14 protein-coding genes are annotated in these 18,301 nt (G+C 70.6%); 8 read left to right on the top strand and 6 right to left on the bottom strand.

What is annotated here, in order from left to right; genetic code table 11:
* Positions 1–819 precede the first annotated feature (819 nt).
* On the bottom strand, positions 820–1,494 hold the full coding sequence (locus L0H79_RS12275) for a SprT-like domain-containing protein (RefSeq protein WP_301484900.1): 675 nt from the start codon (positions 1,492–1,494) through the stop codon (positions 820–822).
* A gap of 180 nt (positions 1,495–1,674) precedes the next feature.
* Between L0H79_RS12275 and L0H79_RS12270 the strand changes: the two genes are divergently transcribed.
* Positions 1,675–7,206 (top strand): carboxyl transferase domain-containing protein, encoded by a 5,532-nt coding sequence (locus L0H79_RS12270; protein ID WP_301484899.1) that lies wholly within the window; start codon positions 1,675–1,677, stop codon positions 7,204–7,206.
* Between the two features lie 12 nt (positions 7,207–7,218).
* Here L0H79_RS12270 and L0H79_RS12265 read toward each other — a convergent pair whose 3' ends face one another.
* Positions 7,219–7,701 carry a hypothetical protein gene (locus tag L0H79_RS12265; protein WP_301484898.1) on the bottom strand — a complete coding sequence of 161 codons (483 nt, stop codon included), beginning with the start codon at positions 7,699–7,701 and terminating at the stop codon, positions 7,219–7,221.
* A 92-nt stretch (positions 7,702–7,793) separates the two neighbouring features.
* On the opposite strand from L0H79_RS12265, the gene L0H79_RS12260 reads away from it, so the two are divergent.
* Complete coding sequence (locus L0H79_RS12260; RefSeq protein ID WP_301484897.1) at positions 7,794–9,320, top strand: lipase maturation factor family protein; 1,527 nt, start codon at positions 7,794–7,796, stop codon at positions 9,318–9,320.
* On the opposite strand, the gene L0H79_RS12255 is transcribed toward L0H79_RS12260, so the two are convergent.
* From L0H79_RS12255 to mmuM, 3 genes are all read right to left on the bottom strand, one after another.
* The gene (locus L0H79_RS12255; RefSeq protein WP_301484896.1) at positions 9,301–10,047 is read right to left on the bottom strand and encodes a pyrimidine reductase family protein; all 747 of its coding nucleotides are present in this window, start codon (positions 10,045–10,047) and stop codon (positions 9,301–9,303) included. The two genes, L0H79_RS12260 and L0H79_RS12255, sit on opposite strands and share 20 nt — an antisense overlap.
* A 60-nt stretch (positions 10,048–10,107) precedes the next feature.
* Positions 10,108–10,317: a hypothetical protein gene (locus L0H79_RS12250; protein ID WP_301484895.1), complete on the bottom strand. Its 210-nt coding sequence runs from the start codon at positions 10,315–10,317 to the stop codon at positions 10,108–10,110.
* A gap of 115 nt (positions 10,318–10,432) precedes the next feature.
* Positions 10,433–11,347 carry a homocysteine S-methyltransferase gene (mmuM, locus tag L0H79_RS12245; protein WP_301484894.1) on the bottom strand — a complete coding sequence of 305 codons (915 nt, stop codon included), beginning with the start codon at positions 11,345–11,347 and terminating at the stop codon, positions 10,433–10,435.
* Between the two features lie 245 nt (positions 11,348–11,592).
* On the opposite strand from mmuM, the gene L0H79_RS12240 reads away from it, so the two are divergent.
* Together L0H79_RS12240 and L0H79_RS12235 are read left to right on the top strand one after the other, a co-directional pair.
* The gene (locus L0H79_RS12240; protein ID WP_301484893.1) at positions 11,593–12,816 is read left to right on the top strand and encodes a M20 family metallopeptidase; all 1,224 of its coding nucleotides are present in this window, start codon (positions 11,593–11,595) and stop codon (positions 12,814–12,816) included.
* The gene (locus L0H79_RS12235; RefSeq protein ID WP_301484892.1) at positions 12,813–14,144 is read left to right on the top strand and encodes an MFS transporter; all 1,332 of its coding nucleotides are present in this window, start codon (positions 12,813–12,815) and stop codon (positions 14,142–14,144) included. Before L0H79_RS12240 ends, L0H79_RS12235 begins: the two co-directional genes overlap by 4 nt.
* A gap of 105 nt (positions 14,145–14,249) precedes the next feature.
* Here the strand turns inward: L0H79_RS12235 and L0H79_RS12230 are convergent, their stop codons facing one another.
* Complete coding sequence (locus tag L0H79_RS12230; protein ID WP_301484891.1) at positions 14,250–14,753, bottom strand: hypothetical protein; 504 nt, start codon at positions 14,751–14,753, stop codon at positions 14,250–14,252.
* 274 nt (positions 14,754–15,027) lie between these two features.
* On the opposite strand from L0H79_RS12230, the gene L0H79_RS12225 reads away from it, so the two are divergent.
* The 4 genes from L0H79_RS12225 to L0H79_RS12210 all read left to right on the top strand — a co-directional run bounded on the left by L0H79_RS12225 (position 15,028) and on the right by L0H79_RS12210 (position 18,227).
* Positions 15,028–15,204, top strand: a complete 177-nt coding sequence (locus L0H79_RS12225; protein ID WP_301484890.1) for a hypothetical protein — start codon at positions 15,028–15,030, stop codon at positions 15,202–15,204.
* A gap of 328 nt (positions 15,205–15,532) precedes the next feature.
* Positions 15,533–16,015, top strand: a complete 483-nt coding sequence (locus tag L0H79_RS12220) for a PspC domain-containing protein (RefSeq protein WP_301484889.1) — start codon at positions 15,533–15,535, stop codon at positions 16,013–16,015.
* Between the two features lie 170 nt (positions 16,016–16,185).
* Positions 16,186–16,860, top strand: a complete 675-nt coding sequence (locus L0H79_RS12215; protein WP_301484888.1) for a DNA-3-methyladenine glycosylase — start codon at positions 16,186–16,188, stop codon at positions 16,858–16,860.
* A 554-nt stretch (positions 16,861–17,414) separates the two neighbouring features.
* A complete protein-coding gene (locus tag L0H79_RS12210; RefSeq protein WP_301484887.1) occupies positions 17,415–18,227 on the top strand; it encodes a GTPase in 813 nt (270 codons plus the stop codon).
* Positions 18,228–18,301 lie beyond the last annotated feature (74 nt).

The raw sequence follows: 18,301 nt of genomic DNA, 5'->3' as shown, positions 1-18,301 counted from the left end.
CCCCCTCAAGTCTGCCTACCGCCCCTGTCGTGATCACCTCCGATGCCGACACCGCCTCAGACATGCCTTGGCCGAGGAATTCTACCTCTGTGTTGAGCGTCGGCACATGCTTGTCCGAAGAAGCACCCGTTGCCTGTGACCAGCCCCACGATCGAGAAGTAGTCGCGTTACAAGGGTCATGCAACCTTGAGAGGTTTATCGAGTTCGCCGGAGGCGACCCCAACCGAGAAGTGCTGCGTAGTGTGGTTTCAACATCGATGATCCCAGGCACATTGGTGTGCGTTGCACAACTGGACTCAAAGCAATCCAGCTCGACTCTAGAAATCCTCGGTAGGCGAGAGGGGGACTTCCTGCGCCTCTGCTTTCGAGACCCCGCTCACATCGTCACAGGATGCGACCTGCCACATACTCGTGAGGCCGTTCTCGTCCGAGCACCCGGTGACACGCACTCGTTGGATTGCTTCGCCGCCGCCAGTGAGTACGTCGGGACTGACTTCAATCGCTTCGACGCCGATCTCACCCTCGCGCCTGAAATCGACAGCAAGGGCAGAACGACCTGTTGGATCAAGGTGAGAGGGCACAACCTTCTGACACAGTCAGTGCGCTCAGTTGGAATGAGGGCCTTGCCCTTGAAAGCCGGTATCTGACTCGACGAGGAACAGTTGCATCACAGCCAACAGCAGCTCGCAGGCCCTCGCAGCCCGACCTAGCCCAACCCTGCGGCGGCCTCGAAGACACATGACGCGGCGCTGGCAGGTTCAGGCCAGTCCACGCCAGCCGGGGCCACTCACCCGGGTGAGCGGCATACCCCGGATGACATCACGTAGCCGGCTCCACGAGCGCGAACGGCACGGTGAGGACGCCGGCTTTCGACCGGACGTGGAACCGGGTACGACCCCGTTTGACGATGGTGCCGATGCTGCCCTCGAAGTCGCCCGGGGCGGTGACGCGGACCCGCTGCCCGACCCGGAGCCGGCGCCCGACCGGAGCCGGACCGTCACCGAGGAGCCCCCGCAGCTCGGCGGCGTAGTTGGGGTGCATGGGCGCGTCCCCACCGCGGTAGGTCCACTCGATGAGGTGGCGCACGTCGAAGGCGGGCGAGCACTGGGCGCACGTCATGACCCGCTCCGGGCGCCGGTGCCTCGTGGTCCGGTGGCCCGCGCCGCACCGTCCCCACCAGTTGCCGGTGACCGCCGGGCCGTCCTGCACACAGCGGGTGCCGGACGAGCCGATGGCGAGCGCGGTGGCTCGCCAGACCTCGTCGTGACCGTGCCGCGGCCCGACGAGAGCATGCGCGATCTCGTGCAGGATCGAGTCACGCACCTCGTGCTCGGCGTGCAGGGCGGTGAGGTGGCCGCTCAGGGTGATGCGCCGATCCCGGAAGTGGCAGGCGGCGGCTCGCGCCTTGGCTCGGTCGAGCCCCACGGTCCACCCGTCGAGCCCGTGCTCGCGGACCAGCGCTCGCGCCACCGACAGCGCCTCGCTCAGCTCCATCTCGTGTCTCTCCTGTCTGCCCCGCTCCCGAGCGTAGGACTCGGGGCCGACACCCTCGCGCAGGCTCGGCGGCCGCTCCCGGACGATCTTGTACTCGCCCGTCGGGGCGATTGGTGACAGGCTCGGACGTGGCGCGACGCGCCACGGCCAGATGTCCCGTGCCCCAAGGAGGCCCCAGAGATGTTCTCGCGCATCGCCATCGTCAACCGAGGTGAGGCAGCCATGCGGCTCATCCACGCCGTCCGGGACCTCAACGCGGCCAACCCCGGTGGGCCGCAGATCGAGACGATCGCGCTGCACACCGAGGGTGAGCGGCGGGCGATGTTCGTGCGCGAGGCCGACCGGGCCCACAACCTCGGGCCCGCCGCAGACCGGCCGTATCTCGACTACGCCGTCCTCGAGAAGGCCCTCGTCGACACGGACGCCGACGCGGCGTGGGTCGGCTGGGGCTTCGTCGCGGAGGACCCCGGCTTCGCCGAGCTGTGCGCCCGAGTCGGGGTCACCTTCATCGGGCCGAGCCCCGAGGCGATGCGCAAGCTCGGGGACAAGATCGGCAGCAAGCTGATCGCCGAGGAGGTCGGTGTGCCCGTCGCCCCGTGGAGCGGTGGCGGGGTCGACACGCTCGAGGCCGCCACCGAGGCCGCCGCCCGGATCGGCTATCCCCTCATGCTCAAGGCGACGGCGGGCGGCGGCGGGCGGGGCATCCGTCGCGTCGACTCGGACACCGACCTTCAGGACGCCTATGCACGCACCCGCGACGAGGCTGCCCGCGCCTTCGGCTCCGGCGTCGTCTTCCTCGAGAAGCTCGTCACGGGGGCCCGGCACATCGAGGTCCAGGTCATCGCGGACGGGCAGGGCACCGCCTGGGCGGTCGGCGTGCGCGACTGCACGATCCAGCGCCGCAACCAGAAGGTCATCGAGGAGTCCGCCTCGCCGCTGCTCGAGCCGGATCAGGTCGCCGACGTCAAGGCGAGCGCCGAGCGGCTCGCCATCGCGGTGGGCTACGCGGGCGCCGGGACCGTGGAGTTCCTCTACCACCCGAGCGATCGCTTCTTCGCGTTCCTCGAGGTCAACACCCGCCTGCAGGTCGAGCACCCGATCACCGAGGTCACCACCGACACCGACCTCGTCAAGCTCCAGATCCACGTCGCAGGCGGCGGTCGTCTCGAGGGGGACCGCCCCGGCGAGTTCGGCCACGCCGTCGAGGCCCGGCTCAACGCCGAGGACCCGGACCGCGACTTCGCACCCTCACCCGGGCACATCGAGCTGCTGACCTTCCCGGCCGGCCCGGGCATCCGGGTCGACACAGGTGTCGCCGAGGGTGACTCGATCCCGGCCGACTTCGACTCGATGATCGCCAAGGTCATCGCGCACGGCCACACCCGTGACGAGGCCCTCGCCCGCCTGCGCCGGGCGCTGCACGAGACGACCGTCGTCATCGAGGGTGGCACGACGAACAAGTCCTTCATCCTCGACCTGCTCGACCAACCCGAGGTCATCGGTCGCCCGGCGAGCCCGGGCGAAGAGCCGGTGTGGGCCGACACCGGCTGGATCGACCGCGTCCGCCAGCAGGGCCGCCTCGTCTCGCACCGTCACTCCGGCATCGCCCTCGTCGCGGCCGGCATCGAGGCCTACGAGGACGCCGAGGCGATCGAGCGGGCCCGCCTGCTCGAGACCGGCCGTGGCGGCCGGCCGCAGGTCCAGCACCAGGTCGGCCGCGGCATCGACCTCAAGCTGCGCGGCGCGGCATACAAGGTCACCGTCCTGCGCACGGGGCAGAGCCACTACCGGGTCACCATCGGCTCAGGCATCGAGTCGCAGACCGTCGAGGCGGACCTCGACCGGATCAACCGTTACCACGGCCGCCTCACCGTCTCCGGCCGCACCTACCGCCTCGTGACCGCGACGCACGGCCCTGTCCACCTCGTCGAGGTCGACGGGGTCACCCACCGGGTGACCCGGGACGAGGGCGGCGTCATGCGTTCGCCCGCTCCCGCCCTCGTCGTCGCGACGCCCGTCGAGGTGGGCGCCGAGGTCGCGGCGGGCGCCCCGGTCCTCGTCCTCGAGTCGATGAAGATGGAGACCGTCCTCGTCGCGCCCTTCGCCGGACGGGTGCGCGAGATGCTCGCCATGGTCGGGGCACAGGTCGAGACCGGCGCCCCCCTCATCCGGCTCGAGCCGGTCGGTGACGAGGACGAGCCCCAGGCCGACACCGCGCCGACGGTCGAGCTCGACCTGCCGCCTGCGCCCGAAGGCGAGTCCCCCGCCACCCGCGCCGAACGCGCCGTCGCCGACCTGTCCGGCGTGGTGATGGGCTTCGACTCGGAGTCGGACGGCAAGCGGCCGCGCACCGCCTACCTCGACGCCCGTGACGAGCTCGCCGGCATGGGGCAGGCGCCGATCGCCGCCGAGATCGGCCTGCTCGAGCTGGTGACCGACTTCGCGGAGCTGAGCCGCAACCGGCCGGCCGCTGAGGAGCGGCACACCGAGCTGCGGGTGCACAGCCCCAAGGAGTACTTCCACTCCTACCTGCGCAGCCTCGACCCGGACCGGGCCGGGCTCACCGAGGACTTCCGGGCCAAGCTGGCCCGTGTGCTCGCCCACTACGGCGTCACCGACTTCGACCGGACCGCCGAGCTCGAGGGCGCGGTTTTCCGGATCTTCCTCGCCCAGCAGCGGTCGGCCCCTGAGACCGCGCTCGCGACCGCCCTGCTGCGGCGCTGGCTCACCGAGCCCGTTCCCGCAGCACCGCACGAAGCGGCCGCCCGCGAGGTGCTCGACCGGCTCGTCGTCGCCACCCAGCTGCGCTTCCCCATTGTGGGTGACCTCGCCCGGTCGGCCCGGTTCCGGTGGTTCGACCAGCCGCTCGTCGATGCCGACCGCGCCAGCGTGCTCGCGGGCGTCGGTGACAAGGTCGCCTCACTCGCGGCCGCCCCCGACGCACCGGGTTACGCAGCGGGGATCGACGAGCTCGCCGCCATCCCGGAGCAGCTCGTCGGTTTCCTGTCCGAGCGGCTCGAGGGCGAGCTACCAGGCCACGAGCCGATGCTCGAGGTCCTGATCAAGCGGCACTACCGCGGGCACGACCTACGGAACCAACGAGCCTTCTCCGCGGGCGGGCGGCCGTTCGCGGTCGGCGACTACACCCTCGACGATCGTCCGACGCACATCACGACGACGATCGGCCACGTCAGCGAGCTGACGTCCGGCAGCGCCCTCGAGGCAGCGGTGACCGCCGACGTCGAGAGCCGACAGCCCGGCCACCACGCGGTCGTCGACCTCTACCTCAGCTGGCCGGATGAGCCACAGTCCCCTGAGGACGCGAGCGCCCAGCTCGCCCAGCTGCTGTCCGGTATGCCGTTCACCCAGCAGGTGCGACGCGTGGCCGTCGCCGTCAATGCGGGAGGCGGGCGCCCGACCGGCTACTTCACGTTCCGCCCCGGCGCGGACGGCCTCGCCGAGGACCGGCTCATCCGTGGCGTACACCCGATGGTGGGGCGCCGCCTCGACCTGTGGCGGCTCAAGGCCTTCGACGTCACCCGCCTCGACGCGCCTGAGGACGTCCTGCTCTACGAGTGCGTCGCCAGGGACAACCCGGACGACCGGCGCCTGGTGGCGCTCGCGCAGGTGCGCCAGCTCGTCGTGGTCCGCGACGACGACGGGAACGTGACCGGGCTGCCCCACGTCGAGCGCGCGATCGCCAACTGCCTCGAGGCGATCCGGCGGACCCGCGCCGCCCGCAGCGCAGGCTCCCGCCTCGACATGAACTACGTCTGGGTGGCCGTCTGGCCGACGATCGAGGCAGATCTGCAGCAGCTGACGGCGGTCCAGCGCAAGATCTCACCACTCACCGCGGGGGCCGGGATCGAGGAGGTCCTCGTCAGGGCCGACGTGGCGCGGGAGGAGGGCGGCACCCCCATCCCCGTCGCGGGGCGGTTCTACTACCAGCCGGGGTCGGGAGTCGTCTCCTCCATGGAGGAGCCGCCGACCGAGCCGCTCAAGCCGCTCGACGACTACGCGGCCAAGGTCGTCCGGGCCCGTCGTCGAGGCGTCGTCTACCCCTACGAGCTCCAGACGATGATCGCCGGCGAGGGCGGTACCAGCGTCGAGTATGACCTCGACGACACGGGAGCCCTCGTGCCGGCCAACCGGCCGTACGGCCTGAACAAGGCCGGCATCATCGTCGGCGTCGTCTCGACACCGACGGCCCGCCACCCACAGGGGGTCACTCGAGTCGTCCTGTCGGGAGACCCGCTGCGTTCACTCGGCTCGGTGGCCGAGCCGGAGTGCGCCCGGATCATCGCCGGGCTCGACCTCGCCGAGCAGATGCAGGTGCCCGTCGAGTGGTACTCGCTCTCCTCGGGTGCCCGGATCTCGATGGACTCCGGCACCGAGAACATGGACTGGGTGGCGCGCGCCCTCAAGCGGATCGTCGAGTTCACCCAGGCCGGGCACGAGATCAACATCATCGTGGCCGGGATCAACGTCGGGGCCCAGCCGTACTGGAACGCGGAGGCGACGATGCTCATGCACACCAAGGGCATCCTCGTCATGACGCCGGACAGCGCGATGGTCCTCACCGGCAAGCAGTCGCTCGACTTCTCGGGCGGGGTCTCGGCCGAGGACAACTTCGGCATCGGCGGCTTCGACCGGGTGATGGGTCCCAACGGTCAGGCCCAGTACTGGGCCAAGGACCTCGGGGCCGCCCTCGACATCCTCATGACGCACTACGATCACAGCTTCGTCGCCCCCGGTGAGACGGGACCGCGCCGGGCCGAGACGGGGGACCCTCACGACCGAGACGTCACGGCCTTCCCGCACCCGGCAGGCGACGCCGGTTTCACGACGGTCGGGGACATCTTCTCGGCCGACACCAACCGGGACCGCAAGAAGCCGTTCGACATCCGCACGGTGATGCGGGCTCTGAGCGACCAGGACCACGAGACCCTGGAACGGTGGGCCGGGATGGCGGACGCGGAGACCGCGGTCGTCCAGGACGCCCATGTCGGGGGGTTCCCGGTCTGCCTCGTCGGCATCGAGTCCAAGCCCGTGCCTCGGCAGGGCTTCCCGCCCACCGACGGGCCGGACAGCTACACGGCCGGCACGCTGTTCCCGCGCTCGTCGAAGAAGGTGGCCCGTGCCATCAACGCCGCGAGTGGCAACAGGCCGGTGGTCGTGCTGGCGAACCTGTCCGGCTTCGACGGGTCACCGGAGTCGATGCGCAGCCTCCAGCTCGAGTACGGCGCCGAGATCGGCCGGGCGATCGTCAACTTCCAGGGCCCGATCGTGTTCACGGTGATCTCCCGCTACCACGGTGGGGCGTTCGTCGTCTTCTCCAAGACCCTCAACCCGGGCATGACCGTCCTCGCGGTCGAGGGGTCCTTCGCCTCGGTACTCGGCGGGGCGCCCGCCGCCGCGGTGGTCTTCTCCCGGGACGTCGACGCCCGGACCGCGGCAGACCCGCGGATCGCCGAGCTCGAGGAGCGGGTGAGGACGGCATCCGACGCCGAACGCGCCGGTCTCGCGACCGAGCTCGTCGAGCTGCGCGCGACGGTCCGTGCCGAGAAGCTCGGCGCGGTGGCCTCCGAGTTCGACAGCGTCCACAGCATCCACCGCGCCGTGGACGTGGGCTCGGTGGACGAGGTGATCAAGGCCGCCGCGTTGCGACCGCGGATCGTCGCCGCCCTGGAGGCCGGTCTGTCGAGGTCCTGACCGGGTGGTCCGTCAGCCGCGGAGGCGGGCGAGGAACAACCCGACCGGGATGCTGACCAGCAGGACGGCGACGAGGGCAGCGAAGAGTCCCTGGAGCCAGCCCGGGCCTCGCCCGCCGCGCACCCCGAGTGCGACGAGGGCCAAAGCGGCGACGAGCAGCGCGCCGCCGACGTCCACGAGCCAGGTGAGCTCGGCCAGTGTGCCGATCACGACGAGGGCGTTGCCGGCCAGCCAGGTCGCGAGCTCCCCGGTCAGGCGACCGCCCGGGACCCGGTCTGGTGAGAGGATGCCTCGACCCATGGCGAGTCCGAGCGTTGCGACGCCGCCGACGAGCACGAGATAGGCCGAGGCCCAGCTCGCCGACCGCGTCGGGGCGTGCGCCGTGACCGCGGCGACGAGGCCGCCCGCGATCGTGCAGACGAGAGCGACCGCGAGTGCCGGGGAGATCCGCTGCACCGCTTGGCTTCTCGCCTCCGCGCTGGTCGTCCGCGTCAACTGGTCTCCCCGGTTCCTGGCACCGTTGGCCTGCGCAGCCAATCTACGCCCGGGCACTTCGCATCGTTCCCGCCTGAACCCCGCGAGGGGGTATGCCGCCCACGCTCGGCGGGTGGGCGGCATACGGACTGCTCGCCTCGGGCAGCGCCGGCGACGGCGAACCCCTACCGTGGGAGGCGGTGGAATGGTTCACGGCTGACGAGTACTGGATCGGTCGTCTGGTCTTCCAACGGGCGCTGGCGGCGATCTACCTCGTCGCGTTCCTCGTCGCGGTCAACCAGTTCCGAGCGCTGCTCGGCAGCGACGGCATGCTGCCGATCCCCGACTACCTGCGGCGGGTGCCGTTCCGGCAGGCACCGAGCCTGTTCCACTGGCGCTACTCCGACGCGCTCTTCGCCGCGGTCGCCCGGACCGGCGTGGGCCTGGCAGCCCTCACGGTTCTCGGGCTGACCGACTGGCTGCCACTGCCCGCCGCGATGCTCGTCTGGCTGCTGCTGTGGGCGCTCTACCTGTCCATCGTCAACGTCGGACAGCGGTGGTACGGCTTCGGCTGGGAGAGCCTGCTGCTCGAGGCAGGGTTCCTCGCGATCTTCCTCGGCAACTCATCGACCGGCCCCCCGCTCCTGATGCTCGTCGCGCTGCGCTGGCTGCTCTTCCGGCTCGAGTTCGGCGCAGGCCTGATCAAGCTGCGTGGCGATCGGTGCTGGCGCGACCTGACGTGCCTCTACTACCACCACGAGACGCAGCCGATGCCGGGGCCGCTCAGCTGGTACTTCCATCACCTGCCCAGGCCGCTGCACCGGATCGAGGTGCTCGCCAACCACGGGACACAGCTGCTCGTGCCGTTCGGGCTCTTCCTCCCGCAGCCGGTCTCGGGGGTCTGCGCCGGGATCATGGTCGTCACCCAGCTGTGGCTGGTCGTCAGCGGCAACTTCGCGTGGCTCAACTGGATGGCGATCACCCTCGGGCTCTCGGTGCTGCCCGACGCGTTCTGGCACCGGCTGCTGCCGATCGGACCCGGCCCCGTTGCCGAGGTCGCTGACGGCACCCCGCTCTGGTGGGTCGTGCTCGTCTGTGCCGTGTCGGCGGTCGTGCTCGTGCTCAGCTACCGGCCGGCCCGCAACCTCCTGTCGAGCCACCAGGCGATGAACGCCTCGTTCGACTCGCTGCACCTCGTCAACACCTACGGCGCCTTCGGGAGCGTCGGCCGGGTACGCTACGAGATCGCCGTCCAGGGGATGGCGCAGCCGGGCCCGGTAGACGAGCCGGCTTGGCAGACCTACGAGTTCAAGGGCAAGCCGACCGACCGGCGCCGGTGGCCGCGGCAGTTCGCGCCGTACCACCTGCGGCTCGACTGGCTCATGTGGTTCGCGGCGATCTCGCCGTCGTATGCGATGCCGTGGTTCCCCCGGTTCGTCGAGCGGCTGCTGCGAGGCGATGCCGCGACGCTGAGGCTGCTGCACCACAACCCGTTCGCCGACCGGCCCCCGGTCGTGGTGCGAGCCAGGCTCTACCGCTACCGGTACACGACGTGGCAGGAGCGACGCTCCGGGCATGGCTGCTGGGAGCGTGAGCTGGTCGGCGACTTCATGCGACCGGTCACTCTCGAGGACTTCTGAGATAGCGGGTGAAGAGGAACCCGTCCTCTTCGAAGGCGGCGGCCAGCCGCATCGGCACCGGCTGGGGCAGGGCCGGACCGCTCATGATCCGCTGCCCGGCGCCGGACACGACGACCGGCGAGATGGCCAGGCACAGCTCGTCGACCAGGTCGTCGGAGAACAGCTGTGCCAGGACCCGGGGTCCGCCCTCGGACAGGATCCTCGGCAGCCCGCGATCGGCGAGCACGTCGAGCGCGGTCCGCAGGTCGACGGACTCCTCGCCGGCGATCACGACGTCGGCGACCGCGCGAGCGGCCGCCAGCCGCTCGGGGGCCGCGCGCTCCGTCGTGATCAGGACCGGCCGGGCCACCGCGGCCGTGAAGGCTCGCGAGGCCAGGTCGAGGTCGAGCGCCCGAGTCAACATCGCCAGCCGCGGCGCCGGCTCCTGCCCAGCTGTGCGGCGTCGCTCCGCAAGCTCCGGCATCGTGACGACCGGCCCGTATCCCTCCGCCCGGACCGTGGCCGCTCCGACGAGCAGCACGTCGCTGAGCGACCGGAGGATGCCGAGCAGCTCCTGGTCGGCCGGACCGGTGAGCGCACCGACGCGGCCCTCGATGGTCGCGGCGCCGTCGACCGAGGAGACCATGTTGACGCAGACGTGCCTGGCCACGCCATCCGGGCGGGCGTAGGCGTCCGCGGCGGAGACGTCACGACCCGGTGCCGGATGGATCTGCTTGAGGCTCAACATGCCAGCACCCTACGACCGCGTCGGCCGGCCAGACCCGGGTGACAGTACCTACCGGCGCCGTCACCAGTGCTGCAGCGGCACGGGCTGACGCTCGGTGCGCGGCTGCGCGGCCGGGGTGGAGCGCTCGAGGCTCGCCGTCGGCAGAAGGAACCAGTGTCGGTTCAGGCAGAGGATCTTGGAGTGCTCGACGGGTCCGTCGGTGCTGTCCATGACGGCGCGCCACAGCACCTCGGCGATCTCGCCGCAGTCAGGACAGGTGGTCGTGTCCATGGGCATACTTCGTTCTCTGGTCGTGCCGCGGCACCGACGGCGACGAGTCTGGTGCTGCGAGGGTCACCGGAAAGAGGGGACAAACCGCTCCCGTGATACCGGCTCCCGGCCAGTTCTAGGCCGTGAGGCGACCGACGCGCTCGGCGAGGCCGGCGATATCGGCAGGGCCGGTGCCGCAGCAGCCGCCGACATAGCGGACGCCCGCACCGATCCACGGCGCGAGCAGGGCCAGGTCGATCGGGTCGCCGTAGGCCCACTGCTTGGCCACGCTGTCCCAGGAGCCCCCGCGGTTCGGGTAGGCGATGGCAGGCAGCCGCGTTGCGCTCACCGCCGCCGTGACCGCACCGAGGACGTCGGCTTGAGGTGAGCAGTTGACGCCGGCAGCCACGATCGCGCGGGAGCCCGCGAGAGCGGCATACGCCTGCGTGAGGGGTTGGCCCGCGCTGGTCGACTCGCCGCGGACCGAGTAGCAGAACCAGGCCGGCAGACCCACGTCGTCGAGCAGGTCGACCAGCACCTCGGCCTCGTCGACGTCCGGGATCGTCTCTACAGCGAAGAGGTCGGGTCCCGCCGCGGCCAGCAGCTCGAGGCGGGCGCGGTGGAAGTCCCGGAGCCGCTGGGCCGAGACGCCGTAGCGGCCGCGGTACTCGGAGCCGTCGGCCAGGACGGCGCCATACGGTCCCACGGATGCCGCGACGAGCAGACCGGATCGGCGCGCGGCGAACTCCGCCTCGTCCCGGACCTCGCGGGCGATGCCGACGCTGCGGGCGATGAGCCGCCACGCCTCGGCCGTGTCGTAACCGGCTCCGACGAACCCCTCGACGCTGGCCTGATAGCTCGCGGTGGTGGCAACACTCGCCCCGGCCCGGAAGTAGGCCCGGTGGGCGGCTGCGATCCGTTCCGGCTGCTCGGCGAGCAGGCGGGCGGTCCAGAGGTCGTCGCCGAGGCGGGCGCCCTGCTGCTCGAGCGCTGTCGAGAGACCGCCGTCGAGCACGACCACTGGTCCGGATGGTGCTGCCAGGTCCGTCATGCCCCCATCCTCGCGGACCGCCGCCCCAGCTGCGCGATGACGCCCGACCCGATGTCGCTGGAGCACCGACTCGCGAGTAACCCTCGGCAGTGAAGGGATGACGTCATTTGAACCCTTGCACGGATGTTCCGGGTGGGGCTAGCGTGACGGGCGCCGAAAAAAACCTCGTGAACCTCGCTTAACAGCCGGCGAGATGCCGCTGTCGTATGGCCGCCGCTGCCGGTAGACCCCCGAAGAGGAGCGACATGGACCTGCGAGACGACGCACGCACAATGCAGCCGGACCTGGTCGAGCTGCGCCGGCAGTTCCACCGCGACCCCGAGGTCGGTCTTCAGTTGCCACGCACCCAGGATCGCGTGCTGCAGGCCTTGGAGGGCCTGCCGCTCGAGATCAGCACCGGCACGTCGACGACGTCGGTCACCGCGGTGCTGCGCGGTGGGCAGCGAAACGAATCGGGCACCACGACGGTGCTGCTGCGCGGTGACATGGACGGGCTCCCGGTGCAGGAGGAGACCGGCCTCGAGTTCGCCTCGAGCAACGGCGCGATGCACGCGTGCGGGCACGACCTGCACACCACCAACCTCATCGGCGCGGCCCGGCTGCTGAGCCGGCATCGGGAGAGCCTGCTCGGCGACGTCGTCTTCATGTTCCAGCCGGGCGAGGAGGGCTGCGACGGGGCCGGGGCGATGATCGCCGAGGGAGTCCTCGACGCGGCCGGCAAGCGAGCCGACTACGCGTACGCCATGCACGTGTTCTCCGCCCAGATGCCGACCGGGCTGTTCGTCTGCCGTCCGGGCCCGATGCTGTCGGCGTCCTACTGTCTGGACATCACCGTCCAAGGTGCCGGTGGACACGGGTCGATGCCGTACGCGGCCCACGACCCGGTCACCGCGGCGGCCGAGATCGTGCTGGCCCTGCAGACGATGATCACCCGGGGCATCAACATGTTCGACCCGGTCGTGCTGACCGTCGGGATCTTCCAGGCAGGCACGGCGCGCAACGTCATCCCGGACACGGCGCGGCTCGAGGCGACCGTCCGGTGCTTCACCCCGGCGGCCGAGGCGCGGCTCGAGGAGCTGATCCCCCGGGTGGTCAACGGGGTCGCGGCCTCCCACGGGGTCACGGCCGAGATCGACTTCCACAACCAGTACCCACCCACGGTCAACAACCCTGACGAGGTGGCGTTCGCCGCGGAGGTGATCGCGGACGTGCTCGGCCAGCAGCGCTATGCCCCCCTCGACCAGCCGATCAGTGGCTCGGAGGACTTCTCCCGGGTGCTCGCCGAGGTCCCGGGTGCGTTCATCGGGGTCGGCGCGTGCCTGCCCGACGTGGACCCGGCGACCGCGCCGATGAACCACTCGTCGCGAGCGCAGTTCGACGACGCCGTCCTGAGTGACTGCGTCGCGGGGTATGCCGCTCTCGCCGTGCACCGCCTGGAGCAAGCGAGCACCGAAGGAGCGATCTCATGAGCATCGAACCGCACACTCACGCCATCGAGGCCGCCCATGCGCGGCTGCGCAAGCAGAGCAATCGCAAGACGATCGTCGGGATCGGCTCCGGCAACGCGATGGAGTGGTACGACTGGAACGTCTACGCGACGTTCGCGGCGTTCTTCTCGCACCAGTTCTTCCACAGCGGCGACCCGGTCACGGACCTGCTGTCCACCTTGGCCATCTTCGCCGTGGGGTTCGTCGCCCGCCCGTTCGGCGGGTTCCTGTTCGGGTGGATCGCCGACCGGAAGGGCCGGCAGCTGTCGATGACGATCGCGGTGGCGCTGGCCTCCGTCGGCAGCCTGATCATCGGCATCACCCCGACCTACGGGACGATCGGCGTCCTCGCGCCGATCATCCTGCTGGTCTGCCGGCTGCTGCAGGGGCTGGCACACGGCGGCGAGCTCCCGTCGGCGCAGACCTACCTGTCGGAGATGGCTCCGCGTGAGAAACGTGGCCTGTGGTCGAGCCTGATCTACTTCTCCGGCACGATCGGGGTGCTCTTCGGCACCCTGCTCGGGGCAGTCCTGGCCACATTCCTGACCAAGGGCCAGATGGGCGACTTCGGCTGGCGCATCCCGTTCATCATCGGGGGCCTGTTCGGCTTCTACGCCCTCTACCTGCGCTCGAAGATGACCGAGACGGAGGTCTTCGTCGAGGACGCCGAGAAGGAGGAGGACGAGGGCCACGGGGAACGGCCTTCGATGATCCGCGCGATCCTGGCCCACCCCAAGCTGCTCCTGCAGGTCATCGGCCTGGTCATCGGCCTGACCGTCATCTACTACACGTGGGCGGTGGCCGCCCCGGCCTACTCGATCACCGTCCGGGGCATCCCCGCCGAGGGAGCGCTGTGGGCGGGGGTGTTCGCCAACCTGATCTTCCTGATCGTCCTGCCGCTGTGGGGTGCCCTGTCGGACCGGATCGGACGCAAGCCGGTGATGCTGATCGGCACCGTCCTGGTGGTGCTGCTCATGTTCCCGCTGTCCTGGTTCGTGCGCGACCAGGCCTGGCAGCTGTTCGTCGCGATGGCGGTCGCGCTGGTCCTGCTCGGGAGCACCACGGCCGTCGTGCCGGCCGTGTACGCGGAGATGTTCCCGACCGCGATCCGGGCGACCGGCCTCGGCGTCCCCTACTCGATCGCGGTCGCCCTCTTCGGGGGCACCGCGGGGCTCATCCAGACCGCCTTCGCAGATGCGGGCAACCCTGCCGCGTTCAACTGGTACGCCATGGCGATGGGCGTCATCTCGATCCTCACGATCCTCAGCCTCAAAGAGACCAAGGGCAAGGACCTCACCGAGGACGACTGACCGACCGGCGGCCTTGTCCAGAGGGGCGGCCTTGTCCAGAGGGGCGGCCTCGTCCAGAGGGGCGGCCCGTGAGGGTCGCCCGTGATGCGAGGCGTCCGGTGAAGATCAGCGGCTGTCGCGCTTGGCCTGGCGGCGCGCGCCCTCGGCCCGGGTCGAGGCGGTCCGCTTGCGCCCCGCGGCGGACTTCGTCGCCGGCTGCTGACGCCCCGGCCCCACGCCGTCGCTCCCGGCGCCGCCGGCGGTCACCGAGTCGGGGCCGGTCGAGCGGCCGGCCCGCGCAGCCGCCAGCCGTTCCGCCTTGAGCTCCTCGGCTGCCTGGCGGGCGCGGAGGTCGACCTCATGGCTCACCCGGGCCAGCGCGTCCTCGAAGACCTCCGCCTTCTCGGCGGCCCGACGGTTCTTGGGCCGAGCCTCGCCCCGAGCGCCGACCTCCTCGACGCGTGCGGCTGCCCGCCTGCGATAGTTCTTGGTGTGCTTGTTCCGGGCCTTTCGGATGCGGGAGTGCAGGGCGAGCAGCTCGTCCTCGTCGAGCAGGGCCATCTCCTGCGGGTCGGTCTCACGGACCAGGTCCTGCTGGTCGGTCTTCAGCGACCCGAACAACTCGTGCATGCTTGGCTCCTCGTCTGGCGGCCGCCCTCGCGCCGCGCGGGCGGCACGAGCGGTGAGGCCACGATGCTATCCGCACTCGTCCTGGTCCGGCGTGACCCGGGCCGTCGGTGAGCCCGGGTCGGCGCCCGGACTGTCACTACGATCAGAACGTGCGGATCGGATACTCCGACGCAACCCTCCGGAGGATGTATGCCGGTGGGCGGGGTGACGCTCGGGCCCGCTGATTCGCACGCCAGTGGGCGCGGGTCTTCTCCCTCGGTCTGCTGCCCCGGCGGTGGGTCACCCTCGAAGTGGTCGGTCGGCGCTCGGGACAGGCGCGCCGCTGCTCAAGGCCTACGTGCAGCAGGTGCCCGGCGCCCGGCCGCACGTCCCGGTTCACCGGCACGAGCCCGTGAGCAAGTTCGAGGCGATCGCGACGGCATACCCGGTCTTTCTGGTCACCGACCGATGACCTGCGGATCTGCGGCTTCCTTCGAGGCCGCGGCGCAGCAGCGGTGAGGGGCCGGGTCACCCCTGAGCCGGCCTCGGCTCCCGGTGTGCGGCCGGGCGACCGCTATTCGCCCCTGACCCTTCTCTTGAGCACGAGGACACCTCGCCTGGCCAGCGGGCCGGGAGTAATGGTCGTCCGCAGACACAGACCGCCGGCCCCGTCACCCTCCACCCAGGGGCCCTTGCGGAGGTCACCCATGCCTGACCCGGGTGCCGGTCAGGGGCCGATCCGGGAACGGTCAGGGCTGACCCTCATCGCGCCGGCGGCCAGTTCCGTCCAGAGTAGAGACATGACCTCGAACCCAGCCCCGAACCCCAACCTCGACTCCACCGGCGCCGCCGAACACCGCCCGCCGTCCTCCCCCAGCACGGACCGCTTCTTCGCGTGGCTGCGCCGTCAGCCGGTGCGCCGGGACACGACCGACCGCTGGTTCGGCGGTGTCTGCTCCGCCGTGGCCACCCAGCTGCGCGTCTCCCCAACCGCGGTGCGGATCGGGACCGTCGTGCTGGCGCTGTTCGCCGGTTTCGGTGTCCTCGCCTACCTGACCGCATGGCTGCTGCTGCCGAGCCGTGAGGGTCGCATCCTCGCCGAGGACGCCCTCCGGACCGGGCGAGGCGGACCAGTCGTGCTGCTCGCGTTCGTCTCGTTCGCCATCCTGACCGGCCTGCTCGGGCTGCCCGCCCTGGTCTCGGTGCTCGTCGTGCTCGCCGGCATCTGGCTGCTCAGCCCGTCCCGGCGCGCTCGGATCGGCCTTCGGCACCACGCGTCCTGAGGCGTGCGCAGGGACTCCTCGCCACCAAGGACGAGCACATCCTCTCCGCCTGTCCCGCCCGGACGGTGTGGGCCTGAAAGGCGGGATGGGCCTGAAACCATGTGTCATCCCGCCGGGCGGCGGGCGGGCCAGGCTCGCTTTCCGGACGGGCGTGCGAGACTCCAAGGACGATGGACGAGGCCACCTTCAGCCAAGCCGTGGACGACCTGGTCGCGCGCGACGCGGACCTCGCGCGGCTCGTCGACGAGTACGGCCGCCCTCGGCTGTGGACTCGCCCGGCGGGCTTCGCCGCCCTCGTCCTGCTCATCCTCGAGCAACAGGTCAGCCTCGCCTCCGCAGCAGCCGCCTACGGCCGAGTCGTCGACCGACTCGGGGGCATGGCCCCGGACCTGCTCCTCGCCACGTCACCCGAGGAGCTGCGGGCCGACGGCGTCTCGCGGCAGAAGGACCGCTACCTTCGCGTCCTGTCCGAGGCGGTGCTGAGCGGCAGCCTCGACCTCGACGTGCTGGCCCGGCAACCCGATGACGAGGTGCGCCGAGCGCTCGTCGCGCTGCCGGGGATCGGCCCGTGGACCGCGGACGTCTACCTGCTCGCCTGCCTCGGCCGACCGGACCTGTGGCCGGTCGGCGACCGGGCCCTGCAGGTCGCCACGGCCGAGGCGCTCGGGCTCGACGACGTGCCCGACTCCGCGGCGCTGGTCGGTCTCGGCGAACGCTGGCAGCCGCTGCGCTCGTCCGCCGCGCGCCTGCTCTGGCACGGATATCTCTCCCGTCGCGGCCGGGCCGACACGACCATCGACCCCCTGCACTCGACCATCGTTGCCATCACACGCGATTCGTCCTGAGGAGCCCGCCATACGCTGGGGGCGAGCTGAGCGGCATACGTCATCCGTATGCCGCTCACGTGCCACGAGCGCTCTCGGGTGGGCTCCTGCTGGCCGATGACTCAGACCTCAAGTCTGGTTCGAGTGCTCATGTTTGAGTACGCTTTCGGCGGTCCTACGACCCACTCCGATCGTGGTGGCCGTCGAGGTCAAGGCCAGCAAGCAACCGCCGTCGGCTTCACTGGGCTGCCATAGCTTGCGATCGCCCTCGGCCCACGCTTTGTCGCCGGCATTGTGCTCACGACAGGTCGCTGGTCCTATCCCTATGCCGATGGTTTGCACGTCATGCCGATCGGCCGGCTCTGGCAACCCGCTCGGCCTCGTTGAACCGGTGCGCGTCCGCTTGGTCTGAGCCGACGTCGTGCAGGGTTCGGCGCTGGCGAGGAGCAAGGCACCACCATCCACGTGCTCGCCGTCGCCCTGACCTCAACTCCGTCACTAGTGCGCGGACAGTGACGTGCGGAACGTAGGCTCGAACAGTCAACCGCTCCGGACCAACACGCCGAGGAGGCTCCGTGTCTCACACACCGTCCCGATCCCGGGTGATTCTGTCGAGCTCGGGCCGGACCGTCCTGCCACTGGGTGCGACCGTGATCGGCGGTGTGCTGACCGGGCTCGCCTCGGCTCCGGAGCGGATGAGCCGGCTGCTGCGCGGCCGGTTCCCCGTGGTGGCGGTGACCGGGATGACCGGGGTCGGCAAGAGCCAGCTCGTCGACCGGCTCACGCGGCACGCCTCCGGCGACGGCGTGGCCGAGGTGGGCTCGGCGGTGATGGAACGGCGGACCCGCCACTCTGCCAGGCTGAAGGGGTTCCGGTTCCGGGTTGTGCCCGGCGACAACGCGGCGACGCGGCTCGGCGCGCTCGACGAGGTCTTCCACGACGAGCCGGTCGACGGGGTGATCCATGTGGTCGCCAACGGCTACGCGACGCCACGACGGACCGCAGGCACCACCGGCAGGGCGACCGCGGCGCGCGAGGAGCAGCTGGCCGCGGAGCTCGATGACTGGACGATCACCTCGCACCGAATCGCCTCGATGGCCGTACGCCGACACAAGCCGGTCTGGCTGGTCATAGCCGTGACGAAGACCGACCTGTACCCCGATGACGTGGAAGAGGTGGTGCGCTACTACTCGCCGGGCAGTGGCTCCCCCTTCGGCGAGAAGGTCGACGCGCTCAGGGCCCTGGCTGGTGGCGCGAAGCTTCATGTCGACGTGCTTCCGGTGTCGAGCCAGGGCGGCGAGCGCACGTCTGCGATCTCGGCAAAGCAGGCCGGCGCCATGGTCGATGCGCTCGCCACCCGACTGGCCCAGCTGTGCGGTCACACCTGAGCGATCCGCACCCATTTGAGATGGGTGCGGCTCCGCTGCAGTGAGGCAGCGGTGTCGGGTTCGTGTGGTTTTGA

It is taken from the genome of Intrasporangium sp. (assembly GCF_030452765.1).
Lineage (GTDB): Bacteria > Actinomycetota > Actinomycetes > Actinomycetales > Dermatophilaceae > Intrasporangium_A.
This window is presented reverse-complemented; position numbering and strand designations above follow the sequence as displayed.

Excerpts from the sequence above, each read along its gene's own strand:
- L0H79_RS12275 (WP_301484900.1), bottom strand. The coding sequence starts at position 1,494 with ATGGAGCTGAGCGAGGCGCTGTCGGTGGCGCGAGCGCTGGTCCGCGAG.
- L0H79_RS12270 (WP_301484899.1), top strand. The coding sequence starts at position 1,675 with ATGTTCTCGCGCATCGCCATCGTCAACCGAGGTGAGGCAGCCATGCGG.
- L0H79_RS12260 (WP_301484897.1), top strand. The coding sequence starts at position 7,794 with ATGCCGCCCACGCTCGGCGGGTGGGCGGCATACGGACTGCTCGCCTCG.
- L0H79_RS12255 (WP_301484896.1), bottom strand. The coding sequence starts at position 10,047 with ATGTTGAGCCTCAAGCAGATCCATCCGGCACCGGGTCGTGACGTCTCC.
- L0H79_RS12250 (WP_301484895.1), bottom strand. The coding sequence starts at position 10,317 with ATGGACACGACCACCTGTCCTGACTGCGGCGAGATCGCCGAGGTGCTG.
- mmuM (WP_301484894.1), bottom strand. The coding sequence starts at position 11,347 with ATGACGGACCTGGCAGCACCATCCGGACCAGTGGTCGTGCTCGACGGC.
- L0H79_RS12240 (WP_301484893.1), top strand. The coding sequence starts at position 11,593 with ATGGACCTGCGAGACGACGCACGCACAATGCAGCCGGACCTGGTCGAG.
- L0H79_RS12235 (WP_301484892.1), top strand. The coding sequence starts at position 12,813 with ATGAGCATCGAACCGCACACTCACGCCATCGAGGCCGCCCATGCGCGG.
- L0H79_RS12230 (WP_301484891.1), bottom strand. The coding sequence starts at position 14,753 with ATGCACGAGTTGTTCGGGTCGCTGAAGACCGACCAGCAGGACCTGGTC.
- L0H79_RS12220 (WP_301484889.1), top strand. The coding sequence starts at position 15,533 with ATGACCTCGAACCCAGCCCCGAACCCCAACCTCGACTCCACCGGCGCC.
- L0H79_RS12215 (WP_301484888.1), top strand. The coding sequence starts at position 16,186 with ATGGACGAGGCCACCTTCAGCCAAGCCGTGGACGACCTGGTCGCGCGC.